This window comes from Alkalilimnicola sp. S0819, assembly GCF_009295635.1.
In the GTDB taxonomy this organism is placed as follows: domain Bacteria; phylum Pseudomonadota; class Gammaproteobacteria; order Nitrococcales; family WHIW01; genus S0819.
The window spans coordinates 136,304-154,200 of the sequence record NZ_WHIW01000002.1 but is presented as its reverse complement, the minus strand read 5'-3'; the positions used below and the strand labels follow the sequence as shown (position 1 = coordinate 154,200).

The following is a 17,897-nucleotide window of genomic DNA, read 5'->3' as shown; positions in this document are numbered from 1 at the left end:
GTGCCGGGAAAGTTCAAGGCATGTCCTGCGGAGGTGTATTAACCACAGAGGCACAGAGATGCACAGAGGGGGATGGTGTGCGTTGCGCAGCCAAACCTGAAGCTGTCTCTGTGTAACTCTGTGTCCTCCGTGCCTCTGTGGTTCACTTCATTCCGCCAGCGCCATCCGCTCCACCCGCTGGAAGCCCCGGGGCAGCATCCCGCCCCGCTGGCCGCGCTCGCCGCGGTAGGCCTCCAGGTCGGCCGGTTTCAGGGTGATATGCCGCTTGCCCGCATGCAGCACCAGATTGTGCCCCTGGGGCACGCAGATCACCCCCATCAGGGTTTCCTCCCGGCTTTTGAGCTTCGCCGCGGGGATGCCCATGATCTTGTTGCCCTTGCCCCGGGCCATCACCGGCAGCTCGGCGGCGGGGAAGACCAGCAGACGCCCGGCGCTGGAGACGGCTACCAGCAGGTCGCTGTCCAGGTCGTAGACCCGGGCCGGGGCAAGGCTTTGCGCGCCGGCGGGCAGGGTCAGCACGGCCTTGCCGGCCTTGTTCTTGGCGTAGAGCTCATCGAGCCGGGCGATGAAGCCGTAACCCGCGTCGGAGGCCAGCAGATAACGGTAGTCCTCCCGCCCGCCGATCACATGGCGGAAGGCCGCCCCCGCGGGCGGGCTGAGCCGCCCGGTAAGCGGCTCGCCCTGGCCCCGCGCCGAGGGCAGGCTGTGGGCGGGCAGTGAGTAGCCGCGCCCGGTGGAATCCAGGAACACGGCCTGCTGGTTGGTGCGACCGGGGGCGGCATCCAGATAGGCATCGCCGGCCTTGTAGGACAGGTTCTCGGCATCCACGTCGTGGCCCTTGGCCGCGCGCACCCAGCCCTTCTCGGAGAGCACGATGGTGATGGGCTCGCTGGGCACCAGGTCGGCCTCGGACAAGGCCCGGGCGGCCTGGCGCTCGCGCAGCGGCGAGCGGCGCTGGTCGCCGTATTTCTCGGCGTCCTCGGTGAGTTCCTTGCGGATGAGCTTCGCCAGGCGCTTGGGCGAATTGAGGGTCGCGGTAAGGCTGTCGCGCTCTTTGGCCAGCTCGTCCTGCTCGCCGCGGATCTTCATCTCCTCGAGCTTGGCCAGGTGGCGCAGTTTCAGCTCCAGGATGGCTTCCGCCTGCTTGTCGGACAGGCCGAAGCGCTGCATCAGCACCGGCTTGGGCTCGTCCTCCTGGCGGATGATGGCGATCACCTCGTCGATGTTCAGATAGGCGATCAGCAGGCCTTCGAGGATGTGCAGCCGGGCCTCCACCTTGTCCAGCCGCCACTGCAGCCGCCGACGCACGGTGCGGGTGCGGAATTCCAGCCATTCCACCAGGATCTCGCGCAGGTTGCGCACCCGGGGGCGGCCGTCCAGGCCGATGAGGTTCAGGTTGGCCCGGTAGTTCTTCTCCAGATCGGTGGTGGCGAACAGATGATTCATCAGATCATCCAGGTTCACCCGGTTGGAGCGCGGGGTGATGACCAGGCGGGTGGGGTTCTCGTGGTCGGATTCATCGCGCAGGTCTTCCACCATGGGCAGTTTCTTCGCCTGCATCTGGGCGGCGATCTGCTCCAGCACCTTGTTGCCCGAGACCTGGTAGGGCAGCGCGGTGATGACCACGTCCTGCTCTTCCCGCTCCCAGCGGGCGCGCATCTTCACCGAACCGTGGCCGGTCGCGTAGAGCTTGCGCAGATCCGCCCGCGGGGTGATGACCTCGGCCTCGGTGGGGTAATCGGGGCCCTGGATGTGCTCCAGCAGCTGGTCCAGATCCGCCTCGGGCTCGTCGATCAGGCGGGTTACCGCCGCCACCACTTCGCGCAGATTGTGGGGCGGGATGTCGGTGGCCATGCCCACGGCGATGCCGGTGCCGCCGTTGAGCAGCACATTGGGGACGCGGGCGGGCAGCAGCGCCGGCTCGTCCATGGTGCCGTCGAAGTTCGGCGTCCAGTCCACCGTGCCCTGACCGAGCTCGGCGAGCAGGGTCTGGGCGTAGGGGGCGAGGCGCGCCTCGGTGTAGCGCATGGCGGCGAAGGATTTGGGGTCGTCGGAGGAACCCCAGTTGCCCTGCCCGTCCACCAGCGGGTAGCGGTAGGAGAAGGGCTGGGCCATGAGCACCATGGCCTCGTAGCAGGCGGAATCCCCGTGGGGGTGGTACTTGCCCAGCACATCGCCCACGGTGCGGGCGGATTTCTTGTATTTGGCCAGGTTCGACAGGCCCAGCTCGGACATGGCGTAGACGATGCGCCGCTGCACCGGCTTGAGTCCGTCGCCGATGTGCGGCAGGGCCCGGTCGAGAATGACGTACATGGAGTAATCCAGGTACGCCTTCTCGGTGAACTCCCGCAGCGGGCGGGATTCGTAGTCGGTGTAGTTGGTGGCGTTATCGCTCATCGATCAGCTTCCAGTGGATGCTCGGTTGGTATACGGGACGGGGGTCTGTAACCACAGAGGCACAGAGTACACAGAGCAAGTCAAACGGGGGACGCCAGGAGGTTCTTGTGCCCGCCTGGTGGCCCCTGCGCCTTTGTACGGGCAAGCGCTTTTCTCCGTGAGCCTCCGTGCTCTCTGTGTCTCTGTGGTCAAACACAGCCATGCAGGAGGCGCCCCGCGGCCGTCGCTCAGGCACTCACCTCGGCCAGATCGCCCTTGCTCTCCAGCCAGCTCTTGCGGGCGGCGGCGGCTTTCTTGGCCAGCAGCATGTTCATCAGGCTGTGGGTCTCGTCGGCATCGTCCACGGTGAGCTGCACCAGGCGCCGGGTGTCCGGGTCCATGGTGGTCTCGCGCAGCTGCAGGGGGTTCATCTCGCCCAGGCCCTTGAAGCGGGTGGTGGACACCTTGCCCCGCAGCTTCTCGGCGGCGATGCGGTCGAGGACCCCCTGGCGCTCATGCTCGTCCAGGGCGTAGAAGGTCTGCTTGCCCACGTCCACCCGGTAGAGCGGCGGCATGGCGACGAACACGTGGCCCGCGGCCACCAGCGCCGGGAAGTGGCGCAGGAACAGCGCGCACAACAGGGTGGCGATATGGGCGCCGTCCGGGTCGGCGTCGGCGAGGATGCAGACCTTGCCGTAGCGCAGCCCCGACAGGTCCTCGGAGCCGGGCTCTATGCCCAGCGCCACGGCGATGTCGTGCACTTCCTGGGAGGCCATGACCTCGGCCGGGTCCACCTCCCAGGTGTTCAGGATCTTGCCGCGCAGGGGCATCACCGCCTGGTTGTCCCGGGTGCGGGCCTGCTTGGCGGAGCCGCCGGCGGAGTCGCCCTCCACCAGGAACAGCTCGCTGCGGGCCGGGTCCTGGCTGGCGCAGTCGGCGAGCTTCCCCGGCAGCGCCGGGCCGCTGGTGACCCGCTTGCGGGCGACCTTCTTCGCCGAGCGCAGGCGCTTTTGCGCGCTCTGCAGCACCAGGGCGACGATGGCCTCGGCGGGCTCGGTGTGCTGGTTCAGCCACAGGCTGAAGGCGTCCTTGACCACGCCGGAGACGAAAGGCGCGCATTCGCGCGAGCTCAGCCGCTCCTTGGTCTGGCCGGAGAACTGGGGGTCTTCGAGCTTGACCGAGAGCACGTAGCTGATGTGCTCCCAGCAGTCATCCGGGGTGATGCGCACGCCCCGGGGCAGCAGATTGCGAAACTCGCAGAACTCCCGAATGGCCTCGGTGAGCCCGGTGCGCAGGCCGTTCACATGGGTGCCGCCCTGGGCGGTGGGCACCAGGTTCACATAACTCTCGGTCACGCCCTCGCCGCCCTCGGGCAGCCAGGCCACGGCCCATTCGGCCGCCTCGTGGTCGGCGTTCATGCGCCCCACGAAGGGCTCCTCGGGCAGCCGGGGCAGATCCTGCAGCGCGGTGGTGAGGTAGTCCTTCAGACCGTCCTCGTAGTACCAGCTCGCCCGCTCCTCGCTGCCCTCGTCGAAGAAGTTCACCCGCAGGCCCGGACAGAGCACGGCCTTGGCCCGCAGCACGTGTTTCAGGCGCGGCACGGAGAATTTCGCCGAATCGAAGTAACGGGCGTCGGGCCAGAAGTGCAGCCGGGTGCCGGTGTTGCGCTTGCCCACGGTGCCGGTCTGCTCCAGCTCCGAGAGCTTGTTGCCGTCGCCGAACACCATTCGGTATTCGCCCCCGTCCCGGCGCACGGTGACTTCCAGCCGCCGTGACAGGGCGTTGACCACCGACACACCTACCCCGTGCAGGCCGCCGGAGAACTGGTAGTTCTTGCCGGAGAACTTGCCGCCGGCATGCAGGGTGGAGAGAATCACCTCCACGCCCGGCTTGCCCTGCTCCGGGTGGATGTCCACGGGCATGCCGCGGCCATCGTCCTGCACGGCCAGCGAGCCGTCCCGGTACAGGGTGACCTCGATTTGCTTCGCGTGACCGGCCACGGCCTCGTCGACGCTGTTGTCAATGACCTCCTGGGCCAGGTGATTGGGCCGGGCGGTGTCGGTGTACATGCCCGGGCGCTTGCGCACCGGGTCCAGCCCGGTGAGCACTTCGATGGCGGCGGCGTCGTAACGTGCGCTCATAAGTAAAGCGTGCAGACCTTAGTGCGTGACGTGCAGGAGCACCGGCCCGTCCTCTGGCCGGGGCGGTTGCGGTATGGCACGGGAGTGTACCGCGCACCCGGGAACAGCGCGAGCGAGCCGTTGCCATTGGGCGTGCAAAGCGCCACGGCGCGGTGTTTCAAGCGACAGGGGGACAAGGTAGACTCGTCCCCCTGCGAGCAGGCAGGAGGTCCCGCCATGGCGAACGCCGAAGAACCCGTCGATTTCGAAAAGTCCCTCAAGGAGCTGGAGGCGCTGGTCGAGCGCATGGAGCAGGGTGATCTGAGCCTGGAGGATTCGCTGAAATCCTTCGAGCGCGGCATCGTGCTCACCCGCGAGTGTCAGGAAGCCCTGAAAGAGGCCGAGCAGAAAGTACAGATTTTGGTCGAGCAAGGAACCGAAACCCGTGCCCTCCCCTTCGACGAGCAAGCTGACTGAGGCCTTCAGCCAGGCCCTGCCCCGCTACCAGGCGCGGGTGGAGAAGGCGCTGGACCGCTGGCTGCCCGACGCCCACCGGCCGCCGGCGCGGCTGCACGAGGCCATGCGCTACGCCACCCTGCAGGGCGGCAAGCGCATACGCCCGTTGCTGGTCTACGCCACCGGTGAGGCGCTGGGGCTCCAGCCCGCCCGGCTGGACGGGCCGGCGGCCGCGGTGGAACTGATCCACGCCTACTCGCTGGTGCACGACGACCTGCCGGCCATGGACGACGACGCCCTGCGCCGGGGCCGCCCCACCTGCCACCGGGCCTATGACGAGGCCACCGCGATACTCGCCGGCGACGCCTTGCAGACCCTGGCCTTCCGGGTGCTGGCCGGGGATGCGGCGATGGAGGCCGCGCCGGAGACGCGCCTGCGCATGATCGCCACGCTGACGGAAGCCGCGGGCAGCCGGGGCATGGTGGGCGGCCAGGCGATGGACCTGGCGGCGGTGGGCCGGGCGCTCAGCGAACCGGAACTGGAGGCCATGCACATCCACAAGACCGGCGCGCTGATCCGCGCCAGCGTGCTGCTGGGTGCGCTGGGCGCGACGGAGGCGGAAGAGCGCCGCCTGGAGCGGCTGGACCATTACGGCAAGTGCCTGGGGCTCGCCTTTCAGGTGCAGGACGACATCCTGGACGTGGAAGGCGATACCGAGGCGCTGGGCAAGCAATGCGGCGCCGATGCCCGGCTCAACAAACCCACCTACCCCGCGCTGATGGGCCTGGAGCCGGCCCGGGCGCTCGCCCGCGAGCTGGTGGACGACGCCCTGGAGAGCCTGGCGGGGCTGGACAGCCGCGCCGACGTGCTGCGCGGCCTGGCTCGCTACGTGATCAGCCGCGACTCCTGACCCCCGCCCGCCGGCCCGCGCCGTGCGGGAACCGTTTTTCTTGTACCGTCATCCATGGCATTCTGGCGCCCGCTCCAGGCGCGCCCCGCAAACGAGGAACGAACATGTCCAATCAGGCCGTGACCACCATCGAAGACGTGCAGAGTCGGGAAGACACCCGCCGCATCGCCATCAACAAGGTGGGCATCAAGGACATCCGCCACCCGGTGCGGGTGAAGGACCGAGCTGGCCAGGAACAGCACACCGTGGCCAACTTCAACATGTATGTGAACCTGCCCCACAATTTCAAGGGCACCCACATGTCCCGCTTCGTGGCGGTACTGGAGAGCCACGAGAGCGAAATCACCGTGCAATCCTTCAAGGACGTGCTGGCGGAGATGACGGAGCTGCTGGAGGCGGAATCCGGTCACATCGAAATGACCTTCCCCTACTTCGTGCGCAAGACCGCGCCGGTCTCCGGCGTGAAGAGCCTGCTGGATTACGAGGTGACCTTCATCGGGGAGATCCACGGCGCGGAGCCGGAGCTGACCATCCGCGTGGTGGTGCCGGTCACCAGCCTCTGCCCCTGCTCCAAGCAGATCTCCGATTACGGCGCGCATAACCAGCGCTCCCACGTCACGGTCACCGCTCGCATCCAGGGCTTCGTCTGGATCGAGGAGTTGATCGACCTGGTGGAGGCCGAGGCCAGCTGCGAGCTCTACGGCCTGCTCAAGCGCCCGGACGAGAAGTACGTCACCGAGCGTGCCTACGACAACCCCAAGTTCGTCGAGGACATGGTGCGCGACGTGGCCGCGCGGCTGAACGCCGAAGAGCGGGTGGTGGCCTACACGGTGGAATCGGAGAACTTCGAGTCCATCCACAACCACTCCGCCTACGCGCTCATCGAGCACGACAAGGGGAAATAAGGCAGCCGCCCCGCGCAATGCAGCCGAAGGCGGAATCGAGGGTCTCCCCCGCTTCCGCCTTCAGTAAATCGCCTCCAGCACCAACAGGCGCCCCTCGTGACTCATCTTCAGCCGGCCGAGATAGGACATCCCCAACAGCGGCACCCTCGGTGAACTGCCGTCCATCACCACAGCGGCCACCTTGCGCACCACGATCCCGCCCACGGCCACCGACTCCAGCGTGACCCGCCAGGCCCGTGCCGTGCCCGAGGCGGTGTTCACCTGCACCGGCAGGCCGTCGCGGCGAAAATCGATGCCCAGGCGCCGGGCATGCTCCGCATTGAAGGCCACCACCGTCGCGCCGGTATCCACCAGCCAGCTCACCGGCGTGCCGTTGATACTGCCGGTGGTGGTGAACATGCCGTGGCGATCCCGGGCGATGCTCACCGTGTTGCGGCTGGGCGCGGCGTAGCTGCCGCCCACGCTGCGGCTCATTGGCAAGCGCCGCTGTTGGCCGGCGAAACTGACCCAGGCCGCCTGCCCCTCCACGCGGACCAGCCGCACCCCTTCCGGGCTGCGCTCCCCTTCGGCGAGCACATGCCGCCGCCCGTCCACCGTCAGCACCGCCCTGCCCGGGAACAGCCCCACCAACTCCAGCCGCGGCGCGGCCTGCACCAGCCCGGCGCACAGACACAGTAAAAGCATCATCCAGCGCATGATTCCCGCCCCCATTCTCCTGCCGTCACTCTAACGCAGGTCTTTGCCGCCGCGCACGCCGCCCATACACATGAAAGACGTGCCCTCAGCCAACAACCGGACCATGCCGCCGATGCCGCGCCACCACCCCGCCACCCGCCGCCGTTTCGCCCGACGGGCCCTCGCCGGCCTGCTGCCGGCGCTGTTACTGCTGCCGGCAACCGCCCACAGCGCCTCGGACCGCGAGAGCGCCGACCCCACCCAACTCGCGCGGGTCACCGAATCCCTCATGCCCCCGGCCGACGACCTGGCGCTGGTACGCCGGGTAAAGGCCCGCCTGCTCGCCGACGAGCGGCTGGACGGCAAACGCATCACCGTGGACAGCCTGGGCGGGCGCATCACCCTGTACGGCACCGTGGCGGAGAGCGCCCATGGTGAGCGGGCACTGCAGTTGGCGCAAAGCGTGGACGGCGTTCAGGACGTCAGCTCACGCCTGCAAAGCCTGGCGCGATAGAACGCGGAAACTCCCGAATGCCGGCTCGCATCACCGGGCGGGCGCCCCCGCCCGGTGACGGTACCCCGACAGGTTTTTTCTCCTGGGCATTTACACCCCGCCAAAGCACCCTCATAATTCCTGACCGATCGGTTAGTCAGCAAGCCAGGTCATGACCCGGAACAGCCCTCAGGAACAACGCACCGACGCCGCCCGGCGCATGCTGGAAGCGGCCAAGCGCCTGTTCGCCGAGCGCGGCTACGACGGCGTGTCCATCCGCGATATCGCCGAGGCCGCCGAAGTGAGCAAGGCCAACGTCTTTCACCACTACGCCAGCAAGTGGGCGCTGTACCAGGCGGTGATGGAACACTGCGCCGCCGACTTCAGCGCTCTGCTCGCCGAGCAGCCCCGTGCCGACCAGGGCACCGCCCAGGTGCTGGCCTGCTACACCGCCGCGCACCTGCGCTGCCTGCTCGAAGACCCGGACGCCGCGCGGCTGTTCACCCGCCAGCTCATCGATCAGGCCGACGGCGAAGGCCGGGCCCTGGCCGAGAACCTGGTAGCGCAGAACTACCAACAGGCGCTGGCGCGCATTCAGGAGCTGCAGGCCGACGGCCGCCTGCGCGGCGATACGGACCCGGCGCTGCTGGCGCTGCTGTTGGGTGGCGTGAACATGGCGATCTTCCAGCTGCGCAACGTGTTGCCCCGGCTGGCCGAACACGACCCCCTTGAAGACCCGGACGCCTTCGCCGAAGGCATCGTCAAACTACTGATCGACGGCATCCTGCCCCGCGAATAACCCAAAGAAGGTAGCGCTCATGCGTATCCGTGCCCTGTTGATTTCCCTGCTGATGAGCGGCCTGCTGGCGGGCTGCGGCAACGAGCCCGGCGAGTCGGCCCAGCCCGCCGCCGCCGAGGCACGGAAGACCCCGGTGCAGGTGGAGAAGGCGCGCCTGGAAGCGGTGGAGCGCACCGAATCGGCGGTGGGCCGGCTGGAATCGGCCACATCGCCCATGCTTACCGCCGAAGTGGCCGGGCGCATCACCCGCCTGCTGGTGGACACCGGCGAGCGCATCGAAGCCGGCCAATTACTCGCGGAACTGGACGATGAACCCTACCGCCTGGCGGTACAGGCCGCCGAAGCCGAGATGGGCCGACTACGCTCTCTCATCGCCAACGGCGAGCGGCAACTGCAACGCCAGCGGCAGATGCTCGCCGAGAACTTCATCACCCAGTCCGCCTTCGACGAATCCGAGGCGCAACTCGCCGCCCTGCGCCAGCAACTACAGGGGGCGCGGGCGCAACTGGCGCGTGCCCGGCGGGACCTGGGCAAGAGCCGCATCGAAGCCCCCCGCGCCGGCGTGATCGACGAGCGCCTGGTGGCCGAGGGGGATTTCATCGCCGCCGGCCAGCCCCTGTTCCGGCTGATCGGCGGCGGCGGCCTGCGCGCCCGGCTGCCCTTCCCGGAAACCGTGGCGGCCCGCCTGCGGGTGGGCCAGACCGTGCGCCTGCGCACGCCCCTGGAGCCGGGCACCGTGCAAGAGGCGCGCATCGACGAACTGCGCCCGGGGCTGAACCAGGGCCGCGCGATGGAGGCCATCGTCAACCTGCCCGCCGACACCGACTGGCGCAGCGGCGCCAGCGTGCGCGGCACCGTGGTACTGGCGCGCCGCGAAGCGGTCACCGTGCCGGAAATCGCCCTGGTGCGCCGTCCCGCGGGCAATGTGGTGTACGTGCTCGAGGGTGAGCAGGCGCGCGCCCGCACCGTGCAGACCGATGGCCAGCAGGCGCATCGCGCGGTGATCAGCGCCGGCCTGGAAGGCGGCGAGACGGTGATCACCGACGGGGCGGGCTTTCTCACCGACGGCGCGCCTGTGAGCGTGCAGGAGCGTGCGGAATGAGCCTGCCCGGCCTTTCCATCAAGCGCCCGGTGCTGGCGCTGATGCTCAATCTGGTGCTGGTGCTGTTCGGCTACATCGCCTTCAATCAGGTGGGCGTGGACCGCTTCCCCACGGTGGAATTCCCCATCGTCGCCATCAGCACCACCATGCCCGGCGCCAACCCCGAGATCATCGACGCCTCCATCACCAATGTGATCGAGACCAAGATCAACTCCATTCCCGGCATCGAGCATGTGCAGTCCACCTCCTCGCCCAGCCTCTCGGTGGTGGTGATCACCTTCGGCCTGGACGAGAACGTGGACGTGGCCTTCAACGATGTGCAGGCCAAGATCAACCAGGTGCTGAACGATCTGCCCGACGAGGCGGATACTCCGGTGGTGGCCAAGGTCGAGACCAATGCCCAGCCCATCATGTGGCTGTCGCTGCAGGGGGATCGCACCCTGCAGCAGCTCAACCAGTATGCGCGCAACACGGTGAAGAAGCGCCTGGAGACCATCGACGGCGTGGGCGAGGTGCAGCTCGGTGGGCGGCGCGACCGGACCATCCGCGTGGAGCTGGACCCGCAGCGCCTGAGCGCCTACGGCCTCACCGTCACCGACCTGCTGGGCGCCTTCCAGCGCGAGCACGTACAGCTGCCCGGCGGCTTTCTGGTCAGCGAGCGGCGTGAGCGTCTGATCAAGCTGGACCTGGAGTTCCACAGCCCCGAGGCCCTCGCCGAGATGGTGGTGGGCCTGCGCGGCGGCACCCCGGTGCAACTGCGCGATGTGGCCACCGTGCGCGACGCCCTGGGCGACTACCGCGCCGTCGCCCGCTACAACCGCGAGCCCGCCGTGGGCCTGGGCATCGTCAAGATCGCCAACACCAATACGGTGCAGATCATCGACGCGGTCAAGCAGCGCCTGGACGAGGAAATTCGCCCCCAGCTCCCCCCGGGCATGACGATCAGCATCGCCTCGGACAGCTCCAGCTTCATCCTGGAGATGGTGGCCGCGCTGGAGGAGCACCTGATCCTGGGCACCCTGCTGGCGGCCCTGGTGGTGTGGCTGTTCCTGAAGAGCTTCCGCTCCACCCTGATCATCGCCACCGCCATTCCGGTATCGCTGTTCGGCGCCGTGGCGGTGATGTTCTTCTTCGGCTACACCATCAACGTGCTCACCCTGCTCGCCCTGCTGCTGCTCATCGGCGTGGTGGTGGATGACGCCATCGTGGTGCTGGAGAACATCTATCGTCACCGCGAGGAGATCGACCCCGACCCGCGGCGCGCCGCCCTGCACGGCACCAATCAGGTGGTGTTCGCGGTGCTGGCCGCCACCCTCACCCTGGTGGCGATCTTCGCCCCGGTGGTGTTCATGGGCGGGATCATCGGCAAGTTCTTCGCCTCCTTCGGGGTGGTGGTGAGCTTCGGCGTGCTGGTGTCCTGGCTGGTGTCCATGACCCTCACCCCCATGCTCGCCTCGCGCTATCTGGTGGTCAGCGAGCAGCATGGGCGGGTCTGGCACGCGCTGGAGAACAGCTTCCGGGCCCTGGAGCGCGGTTATGGCCACGTCATCCGCGGCGCCCTGCGCTTTCGCTGGACGGTGCTGGCGTTGGCCTCGCTGGTGGTGCTCTCCAGCGGCTACTTCTTCGCCGAGGTGGGCAAGACCTTCGTGCCCGAGGAGGACGAGGGCATCTTCCTGGTCACCGCCAGGACCCCGTTGGGCTCCAGCGTGGCCTACACCAATGAGCGCCTGAAAGCCATCGAGGCGGTGCTCGCCGAACAGCCCGAGGTGCGCAGCTTCTTCGCCACCGTGGGCGGCGAGAACGCCACCGGCAACAGCGCCCAGGTGTTCGTGCGCCTGCAGCCGCGGGCGCAGCGCGAGGCCCGCCAGAGCGAGGTCATCGCCCGACTGGAGCGGGAGCTCTCGCAGCTTCCCGGCGTGCGCGCCTTCCCCAGCCAGATCCCCATCGTCGGTGGCGCCCGGGGCGAGCCGCTGCAGTTCGTGGTCGCCGGGCCGGATCTGGATACCGTGGCGGCGCTGGCGCAACAGCTGCACGGGCGTCTGTCCGGGCGCCCGCAGCTGGGTCGGCTGGATCTGGACCTGGAACTGGATCTGCCGCAGCTGGAGCTGCGGGTGGACCGGGAACGGGCCGCCGCCCTGGGGCTTTCCAGCCGGGATCTGGCCATGGCGGTGAACGTGCTGGCCGGTGGCCTGGATGTGGCCAAGTTCTCCGACGCCGAAAGCGATGGCGAGCGTTACGATATCCGCCTGAAGGCCGCCGAGGGCAGCTTCACGACGCCGGCGGATCTGCGCGGCATCTATCTGCGCGGCGCCGGCGGCGAGATGGTGCGCCTGGACACGGTGGTGGATTTCCAGGACAGCATCGGCCCGGCGGTGATCTCCCGCTACGACCTGCAGTACGCGGCCAACTTCTTCGGCACCCCGGAGATCCCCCTGGCCGAGGCGCTGGGCATCGTGGAGGACGCCGCGGCCGACATCCTGCCGCTGGGCTATGAGGTGAAATTCCTCGGCGAAGCGGAGGAGTTCGGCAAGACCGCGGGCTACATCAGCTTCGCCTTCATGCTCGCCATCGTGCTCGTGTACATGGTGCTGGCCAGCCAGTTCAACAGCTTCGCCCAGCCGGTCATCATCATGGTGGCGCAGCCGCTGGCCATGATCGGCGGGGTGGCGGCCTTGTGGCTTACCGGCCATACGCTCAACATCTTCTCCATGATCGGGCTGGTGCTGCTGGTGGGGCTGGTGGCGAAGAACTCCATCCTGCTGGTGGACATGACCAACCAGTTGCGGGAGCAGGGCAAGAGCATCGACCAGGCCCTGCTGGAGGCCTGCCCGGTGCGACTGCGCCCGGTGCTGATGACCTCGCTGACCGTGATCCTCGCCCTGCTGCCCGCCGCCCTGGGCCTGGGGGCCGGCGCGGACACCAACGGGCCGCTGTCGGTGGCGGTGATCGGCGGCATGCTCACCTCCACCGCCCTCACCCTGGTGGTGGTGCCGGCGGTGTACTCGCTGATGGAGAACGGCCTGGAGCGCCTGCGCGCCCGGGGCCGGAACAAGCAACAACCGGGAGCCGGCGCATGAAACATCTGGCAACGATCAGCCTGAGCCTCGCCCTGCTCCTGCCCGGCGCCGCCGCTGCCGGGCAGGATCTGCGGGACGTCATGGCACTGGCCCTGGAGCGGGACAGCCAACTGGCCGCCGCCCGCTGGCAGCGGGAAGCCGACCGGGAGCGCCTGCCCCAGGCCCGCTCCCTGTTCCTGCCGCGCATACAGCTGGAAGCCGGCGCGGAGCGGGTGCGCACCGTCAATGAATACAGCCCCAACCTGCCCCAGGTGGCGGAAGACCGGGACTACCTCAGCGACAATCTGCGCTATGGCGTGGGCCTGGTGCAGCCGCTGTTCCGCGCCGAGAGCTTCACCCTCTTCGGTCAGGCCAAGACCATCATCCGCCAGGCCGATCTGCAGTATGCCGCCGCCGAGCAGAACCTGCTGCTGCGGGTCTCCCAGGCGTATTTCGCGGTGCTGCAGGCCCGGGACAACCTTCGCGCCTTCGACAGCGAGGCCCGGGCGGCGCGGGAACTGCGTGACCGGGCGCAACGGGCCCTGGAGGTGGGCTCGGGCACCATCACCGATCTGCACAATGCCCAGGCCCGGCTGGACCTGACCGAGGCCCAGGGCCTGAACGCCCGCAACGAACTCACCCTGGCCGGCGAGCGGCTGCGCCGGCTCACCGGCACCGCCGCCGACAACATCGTCGGCCTGCGCCCGGCGTTCGTCACCCTGGCGCCCGAGCCCGCCGCCCCCGAGCCCTGGGCGGAGCAGGCCCGCGAAGGCAGCTTGCGGGTGCGGCTGCGGCAAGCCGACTGGGAACTGGCCCGGGAAGAGGTACAGCGCCAACGCGCCCAACGTTATCCCAAGGTGGACCTGGTGGCCCGCTACGGCGAAGAAAGCCAGGAGCGCACCGCCTTCGGCCCGGAGCTGCGGGCCGAGCAACGCAGTATCGGCGTGGAGCTGAGCGTACCGCTGTACACCGGCGGCGCGGTGAGCTCACAGATCCGCCAGGCCAGCTACCAGCGGGAAGCGGCCCTGGAACAGTTGCAGGATGCTCGCCGGGAGGCCTCGCTGGAGGCCGAGTCGGCGTTCCTCACGCTGCAATCCAGCGCCCTGCAATTGAAGGCCCTGAGCCAGGCCTTGCAATCCACCCGCAGCACCGAGGCGTCCACGCGGCGTGGCCAGGAGCTGGGCCTGCAGACCGCGCTGGACGTGCTCAACGCCCAGCGCGAACGCTACGCCACCGAGCGTGATCTGGCCATCGCCCGCTACCGCCACCTGCAGGCCTTCCTGCAGCTGAAGGCGGCGGTGGGGCAACTGGACGCCGAGGCCATTGCCCGCGTCAACGCCTATCTGGAGCAGGACCAATGAGCGAACCGGTAGAGATCAAGGTCCGGGGCTATCACCTGGACGTCTACAACCATGTGAACAACGCCCGGTATCTGGAATTCCTGGAAGAGGCGCGCTGGCACTACTTCGAGGGTTACCTGGACCTGCCCCGCTGGCGTCGCGAGCACGGCCTGGTATTCGTGCTGGTGAACGTGAACATCGATTACCTGCTGCCGGCGAACCTGGACGACGTGCTGGAAGTCACCGCCGAGATCAAGCGCATCGGCCGCTCCAGCGTGGTGATGGAGCAGCTGGTGCGCTTCAAGGGTACGGACAAGCTCGCCGCCCGGGCGGACATCACCTTCGTGATGGCGGATGAGAAGGCCGGCAAGGCCGTGCCGGTGGACGGTGAGCTGCGGGCGAGGCTGGAAGGGCTGATCGCCCAGAGCTGACCGCCGACACGGGCACGACACAAGCCGCGATGCAGCGGGGAGTGTCCTGAATTCTGTGTGTGAGCCTCTTGGGCGAACTCGCTCGTTCAGGATAAACCGCTCGCCGAATCGTCTCGCCGGTTGCGCCCTGGCCGCCCGCCACCCCTTCGGCGGGCCTTTCCACCTGCCCTGGATCTGGCGCAGCGACAGGTGGATCGGCTTGATCGCCGCCTCGCCGCCGGAAAAGCGCCGGGCATGCGTGGGAATCAGCGTTGGATCGAACTGGCCGTTGCAGTGCTTGCCCGCTGCCTGCTGTTCCCCATCGTCGAGGCGCACATCAAGCTCGGCGGCCAGGATCCGCTCCGCCAGGCGCTTACTTGAGCTCGCCCATCAGGCCATCGTTGCTGAACAGGCGGGCGCCGTGCTCACGCCCTGCTATAATCCGCCCCCTTCGCCCCAAACCCGTACCCGGTAAGCACCCCCTATGTCCCAAGCAAACCCCAAAGTCGGCTTCATCAGTCTCGGCTGCCCCAAGGCGCTGGTGGATTCCGAGCGCATCCTCACCCAACTGCGCACCGACGGTTACGACATCGTCCCCACCTACGACGATGCCGACGTGGTGGTGGTGAACACCTGCGGCTTCATCGACGCGGCCAAGGCCGAGTCGCTGGACGCCATCGGCGAGGCCATCGCCGAGAACGGCAAGGTGATCGTCACCGGCTGCCTGGGGGTGGAGGAGGATCAGATCCGCGAGCTGCACCCCCAGGTGCTCTCGGTGACCGGCCCGCAGCAGTACGAGCAGGTGGTGGGCGCGGTGCACAATTACGCCCCGCCCCGGCGCGAGCACGACCCCTTCACGGACCTGGTGCCGCCCCAGGGCATCAAGCTCACCCCACGGCATTACGCCTATCTGAAGATCTCCGAGGGCTGCAATCACCGCTGCACCTTCTGCATCATCCCCTCCATGCGCGGCGACCTGGTCAGCCGCGGCGCGGGGGATGTGATGGGCGAGGCCGAGCGGCTGGTGCAGGCCGGGGTCAAGGAGCTGCTGGTGGTTTCCCAGGACACCAGCGCCTACGGGGTGGATATCAAGTACCGCACGGATTTCTGGGGCGGCCGCCCGGTGAAAAGCCGCATGACCGAGCTGTGCAAGGCGCTGGGCAGCCTCGGCGTCTGGGTGCGGCTGCACTACGTCTACCCCTACCCCCATGTGGACGAAGTGATCCCGCTGATGAACCAGGGCCTGGTGCTGCCCTATCTGGACATTCCCTTCCAGCACGCCAGCCCCCGCATTCTGAAGCTCATGAAGCGCCCGGGGGATGTGGAAAAGACCCTGGAGCGGGTGCAGCGCTGGCGCGCCCAGTGCCCGGAGCTGACCATCCGCAGCACCTTCATCGTCGGCTTCCCCGGCGAAACGGAAGAAGATTTTCAGATCCTGCTGGACTTTCTGGAAGAGGCGCAGCTGGACCGGGTGGGCTGCTTCACCTACTCGCCGGTGGAAGGCGCGCGGGCCAACGAACTGCCCGACCCGGTGCCCGAGGACGTGAAGGAAGAGCGCCTGGCCCGTTTCATGGCAGTGCAGGCCCGCATCTCCGCCCAGCGCCTGCAGGCGAAGATCGGCCGCACCCTGCCGGTGATCATCGATGCCGTGGGTGAGGACGGCGCCGTGGGCCGCAGCCAGGCGGACGCGCCGGAGATCGACGGCCTGGTGTATCTCAATGACGAGCTCGATGTGCAGCCCGGCGACATCGTGCCGGTGCTGATCGAGCACGCCGACGACCACGACCTGTGGGGGCGGGTGGTACGCGAGGGGGCCTGATATGCGCACCGAGGTGCTGATCGGCGAACAGCTCGCACCGCACTTGAATGCGCTGGCGGAACTGCGCATCACCGTGTTCCGGGAATGGCCGTATCTGTATGACGGCGAGCGGCGCTACGAGGAAGCGTACCTGCGCAAGTTTCTCGCCTGCCCCGAAAGCATCATGGTGCTGGCCTGGGATGGCGACCGGGTGGTGGGCGCATCCAGCGGTCTGCCCCTCGCCGCCGAGGACGCCGCGCTGCGCCGGCCCTTCGAGGATGAAGGCTGGGATGTGGCGCAGCTGTTCTACTGCGGGGAGTCGGTACTGCTGAGCGAGTACCGCGGCCGCGGCCTGGGGCGTGTCTTTTTCGACGAACGCGAAGCTCATGCCCGGCGGCTGGGGTATTCGTGGATCTGTTTCGCCGGAGTGCGGCGCCCGGCGGAGCACCCGAGGCGGCCGGCGGCATATGTGCCGCTGGATGGCTTCTGGCAGCGGCGCGGATACGAGAAGCGCCCGGAGCTGAGCACGGAGTTTTCGTGGCGGGATCTGGATGAAGCGCAGGAATCACCGAAACCCATGACCTTCTGGGTGCGCCGCCTTTGACCTCCCCGGGCAATCGCCTCCCCTGTGGGAGTGGCTCATGGCCGCGATTCCTTTCTCCTTGAAAGGCATATCGCGGCCATGAGCCGCTCCTGCAGGGAGGCGGACCGGCGCACCGTTTCACGTCAGCGCAGGTAAGTCGCCCGCGCCTCATCCATATACGGCCCCCAACCCTCGCCCTGGTTGGAACGCGGGTTCGCAGGGCTGGGGTGGGTCACGGTGCCGATTCGCACGTCCCTGCCCGCCAGCGCCGCGGCCGCCTGCTGCTCGGCGAAACGCCCTACCCCGATCACGCATGGCACCTGCAGCGCCGTCACCACCGCCTGCAGGGCCTTGTCGCACACGGGGAACAGGGCCTCCCGATCAGCCTTCTTCAGCTTGTCCGGGGTCACATTGCGGCCTTGGGTGTCGTAGAGCAGCAGCGGGCAGTAGTTCCAGATGAAGAAATCATCGAAGAAGGCCCTTGGACTCTCATAACGCGCCTTGGCCCAGCCCCAGACCCGGCGCCCGCTCACTTCGGCCCGATGGCAGTCGAACCCCTGGATGGGTCGCTTGGGATGCACCTTCGGCGGCTGATCCACCGCATCCTCGATCCCCAGCCAGTCCCGCACCGAGGGGATCTCGCCGAAAGGTACACCGGTCTGGCCCATGCCGAAGGGGCCGGGGTTCATGCCCAGCAACAAGGCCCTGGGCGCCGGCCTCGCCAGCGCCAGATACCGCTGCAGGGGCCGCCAGGCATAGACCAGGGGGTTGTAGACGATGTCCACCGGCGCGCCCAGCGACAGGGCATCGCACTCGGCGGCCAATTGGCGGGTGATTCGTTCCAGTTCCTGCTGCAAACCCATGAGACGCTTCC

16 protein-coding genes are annotated in these 17,897 nt (G+C 68.0%); 12 read left to right on the top strand and 4 right to left on the bottom strand.

What is annotated here, in order from left to right; translation table 11 throughout:
* Positions 1-147 precede the first annotated feature (147 nt).
* Both parC and parE read right to left on the bottom strand, forming a co-directional pair.
* Positions 148-2,397 carry a DNA topoisomerase IV subunit A gene (parC, locus tag GBG68_RS02300; protein WP_152144693.1) on the bottom strand — a complete coding sequence of 750 codons (2,250 nt, stop codon included), beginning with the start codon at positions 2,395-2,397 and terminating at the stop codon, positions 148-150.
* 227 nt (positions 2,398-2,624) lie between these two features.
* Positions 2,625-4,517: a DNA topoisomerase IV subunit B gene (gene parE / locus GBG68_RS02295; protein ID WP_152144691.1), complete on the bottom strand. Its 1,893-nt coding sequence runs from the start codon at positions 4,515-4,517 to the stop codon at positions 2,625-2,627.
* Between the two features lie 216 nt (positions 4,518-4,733).
* Between parE and GBG68_RS02290 the strand changes: the two genes are divergently transcribed.
* The 3 genes from GBG68_RS02290 to folE2 all read left to right on the top strand — a co-directional run bounded on the left by GBG68_RS02290 (position 4,734) and on the right by folE2 (position 6,767).
* Positions 4,734-4,973, top strand: a complete 240-nt coding sequence (locus tag GBG68_RS02290; RefSeq protein ID WP_152144689.1) for an exodeoxyribonuclease VII small subunit — start codon at positions 4,734-4,736, stop codon at positions 4,971-4,973.
* Positions 4,942-5,862, top strand: coding sequence for a (2E,6E)-farnesyl diphosphate synthase (gene ispA, locus GBG68_RS02285; RefSeq protein WP_226801553.1), 921 nt, complete (start codon positions 4,942-4,944; stop codon positions 5,860-5,862). The genes GBG68_RS02290 and ispA overlap by 32 nt, the downstream gene beginning before the upstream one ends.
* A 104-nt stretch (positions 5,863-5,966) precedes the next feature.
* A complete protein-coding gene (gene folE2 / locus GBG68_RS02280; RefSeq protein ID WP_152144687.1) occupies positions 5,967-6,767 on the top strand; it encodes a GTP cyclohydrolase FolE2 in 801 nt (266 codons plus the stop codon).
* Between the two features lie 60 nt (positions 6,768-6,827).
* Here folE2 and GBG68_RS02275 read toward each other — a convergent pair whose 3' ends face one another.
* Positions 6,828-7,454 carry a TIGR02281 family clan AA aspartic protease gene (locus tag GBG68_RS02275; RefSeq protein ID WP_226801551.1) on the bottom strand — a complete coding sequence of 209 codons (627 nt, stop codon included), beginning with the start codon at positions 7,452-7,454 and terminating at the stop codon, positions 6,828-6,830.
* 112 nt (positions 7,455-7,566) lie between these two features.
* Between GBG68_RS02275 and GBG68_RS02270 the strand changes: the two genes are divergently transcribed.
* From GBG68_RS02270 to GBG68_RS02235, 9 genes are all read left to right on the top strand, one after another.
* Positions 7,567-7,956, top strand: coding sequence for a BON domain-containing protein (locus GBG68_RS02270; RefSeq protein ID WP_193222183.1), 390 nt, complete (start codon positions 7,567-7,569; stop codon positions 7,954-7,956).
* A 151-nt stretch (positions 7,957-8,107) separates the two neighbouring features.
* Entirely contained in the window at positions 8,108-8,734 is a 627-nt protein-coding gene (locus GBG68_RS02265) for a TetR/AcrR family transcriptional regulator (protein WP_152144683.1), read from the top strand.
* 19 nt (positions 8,735-8,753) lie between these two features.
* Positions 8,754-9,836 (top strand): efflux RND transporter periplasmic adaptor subunit, encoded by a 1,083-nt coding sequence (locus GBG68_RS02260; RefSeq protein ID WP_152144681.1) that lies wholly within the window; start codon positions 8,754-8,756, stop codon positions 9,834-9,836.
* Positions 9,833-12,913 carry an efflux RND transporter permease subunit gene (locus tag GBG68_RS02255; RefSeq protein WP_152144679.1) on the top strand — a complete coding sequence of 1,027 codons (3,081 nt, stop codon included), beginning with the start codon at positions 9,833-9,835 and terminating at the stop codon, positions 12,911-12,913. Before GBG68_RS02260 ends, GBG68_RS02255 begins: the two co-directional genes overlap by 4 nt.
* Positions 12,910-14,253 carry a TolC family outer membrane protein gene (locus tag GBG68_RS02250; RefSeq protein ID WP_152144677.1) on the top strand — a complete coding sequence of 448 codons (1,344 nt, stop codon included), beginning with the start codon at positions 12,910-12,912 and terminating at the stop codon, positions 14,251-14,253. The genes GBG68_RS02255 and GBG68_RS02250 overlap by 4 nt, the downstream gene beginning before the upstream one ends.
* Positions 14,250-14,663: an acyl-CoA thioesterase gene (locus GBG68_RS02245; protein ID WP_152144675.1), complete on the top strand. Its 414-nt coding sequence runs from the start codon at positions 14,250-14,252 to the stop codon at positions 14,661-14,663. The genes GBG68_RS02250 and GBG68_RS02245 overlap by 4 nt, the downstream gene beginning before the upstream one ends.
* 234 nt (positions 14,664-14,897) lie before the next feature.
* Positions 14,898-15,023: a hypothetical protein gene (locus GBG68_RS14520; RefSeq protein ID WP_264297972.1), complete on the top strand. Its 126-nt coding sequence runs from the start codon at positions 14,898-14,900 to the stop codon at positions 15,021-15,023.
* Between the two features lie 103 nt (positions 15,024-15,126).
* Positions 15,127-16,461, top strand: coding sequence for a 30S ribosomal protein S12 methylthiotransferase RimO (rimO, locus tag GBG68_RS02240; RefSeq protein WP_152144673.1), 1,335 nt, complete (start codon positions 15,127-15,129; stop codon positions 16,459-16,461).
* A gap of 1 nt (position 16,462) precedes the next feature.
* Positions 16,463-17,044, top strand: a complete 582-nt coding sequence (locus tag GBG68_RS02235) for a GNAT family N-acetyltransferase (protein WP_152144671.1) — start codon at positions 16,463-16,465, stop codon at positions 17,042-17,044.
* A gap of 122 nt (positions 17,045-17,166) precedes the next feature.
* On the opposite strand, the gene GBG68_RS02230 is transcribed toward GBG68_RS02235, so the two are convergent.
* Complete coding sequence (locus GBG68_RS02230; protein ID WP_152144669.1) at positions 17,167-17,886, bottom strand: uracil-DNA glycosylase family protein; 720 nt, start codon at positions 17,884-17,886, stop codon at positions 17,167-17,169.
* Positions 17,887-17,897: the final 11 nt, after the last annotated feature.

What these genes read in the sequence shown, in the direction of transcription:
- rimO (WP_152144673.1), top strand. Translation starts at nt 15,127, where the DNA reads ATGTCCCAAGCAAACCCCAAAGTCGGCTTCATCAGTCTCGGCTGCCCC.
- GBG68_RS02235 (WP_152144671.1), top strand. Translation starts at nt 16,463, where the DNA reads ATGCGCACCGAGGTGCTGATCGGCGAACAGCTCGCACCGCACTTGAAT.
- GBG68_RS02255 (WP_152144679.1), top strand. Translation starts at nt 9,833, where the DNA reads ATGAGCCTGCCCGGCCTTTCCATCAAGCGCCCGGTGCTGGCGCTGATG.
- GBG68_RS02265 (WP_152144683.1), top strand. Translation starts at nt 8,108, where the DNA reads ATGACCCGGAACAGCCCTCAGGAACAACGCACCGACGCCGCCCGGCGC.
- GBG68_RS14520 (WP_264297972.1), top strand. Translation starts at nt 14,898, where the DNA reads ATGCGTGGGAATCAGCGTTGGATCGAACTGGCCGTTGCAGTGCTTGCC.
- GBG68_RS02230 (WP_152144669.1), bottom strand. Translation starts at nt 17,886, where the DNA reads ATGGGTTTGCAGCAGGAACTGGAACGAATCACCCGCCAATTGGCCGCC.
- GBG68_RS02250 (WP_152144677.1), top strand. Translation starts at nt 12,910, where the DNA reads ATGAAACATCTGGCAACGATCAGCCTGAGCCTCGCCCTGCTCCTGCCC.
- GBG68_RS02275 (WP_226801551.1), bottom strand. Translation starts at nt 7,454, where the DNA reads ATGATGCTTTTACTGTGTCTGTGCGCCGGGCTGGTGCAGGCCGCGCCG.
- parC (WP_152144693.1), bottom strand. Translation starts at nt 2,397, where the DNA reads ATGAGCGATAACGCCACCAACTACACCGACTACGAATCCCGCCCGCTG.
- GBG68_RS02270 (WP_193222183.1), top strand. Translation starts at nt 7,567, where the DNA reads ATGCCGCCGATGCCGCGCCACCACCCCGCCACCCGCCGCCGTTTCGCC.
- parE (WP_152144691.1), bottom strand. Translation starts at nt 4,517, where the DNA reads ATGAGCGCACGTTACGACGCCGCCGCCATCGAAGTGCTCACCGGGCTG.
- GBG68_RS02290 (WP_152144689.1), top strand. Translation starts at nt 4,734, where the DNA reads ATGGCGAACGCCGAAGAACCCGTCGATTTCGAAAAGTCCCTCAAGGAG.
- GBG68_RS02260 (WP_152144681.1), top strand. Translation starts at nt 8,754, where the DNA reads ATGCGTATCCGTGCCCTGTTGATTTCCCTGCTGATGAGCGGCCTGCTG.
- GBG68_RS02245 (WP_152144675.1), top strand. Translation starts at nt 14,250, where the DNA reads ATGAGCGAACCGGTAGAGATCAAGGTCCGGGGCTATCACCTGGACGTC.
- folE2 (WP_152144687.1), top strand. Translation starts at nt 5,967, where the DNA reads ATGTCCAATCAGGCCGTGACCACCATCGAAGACGTGCAGAGTCGGGAA.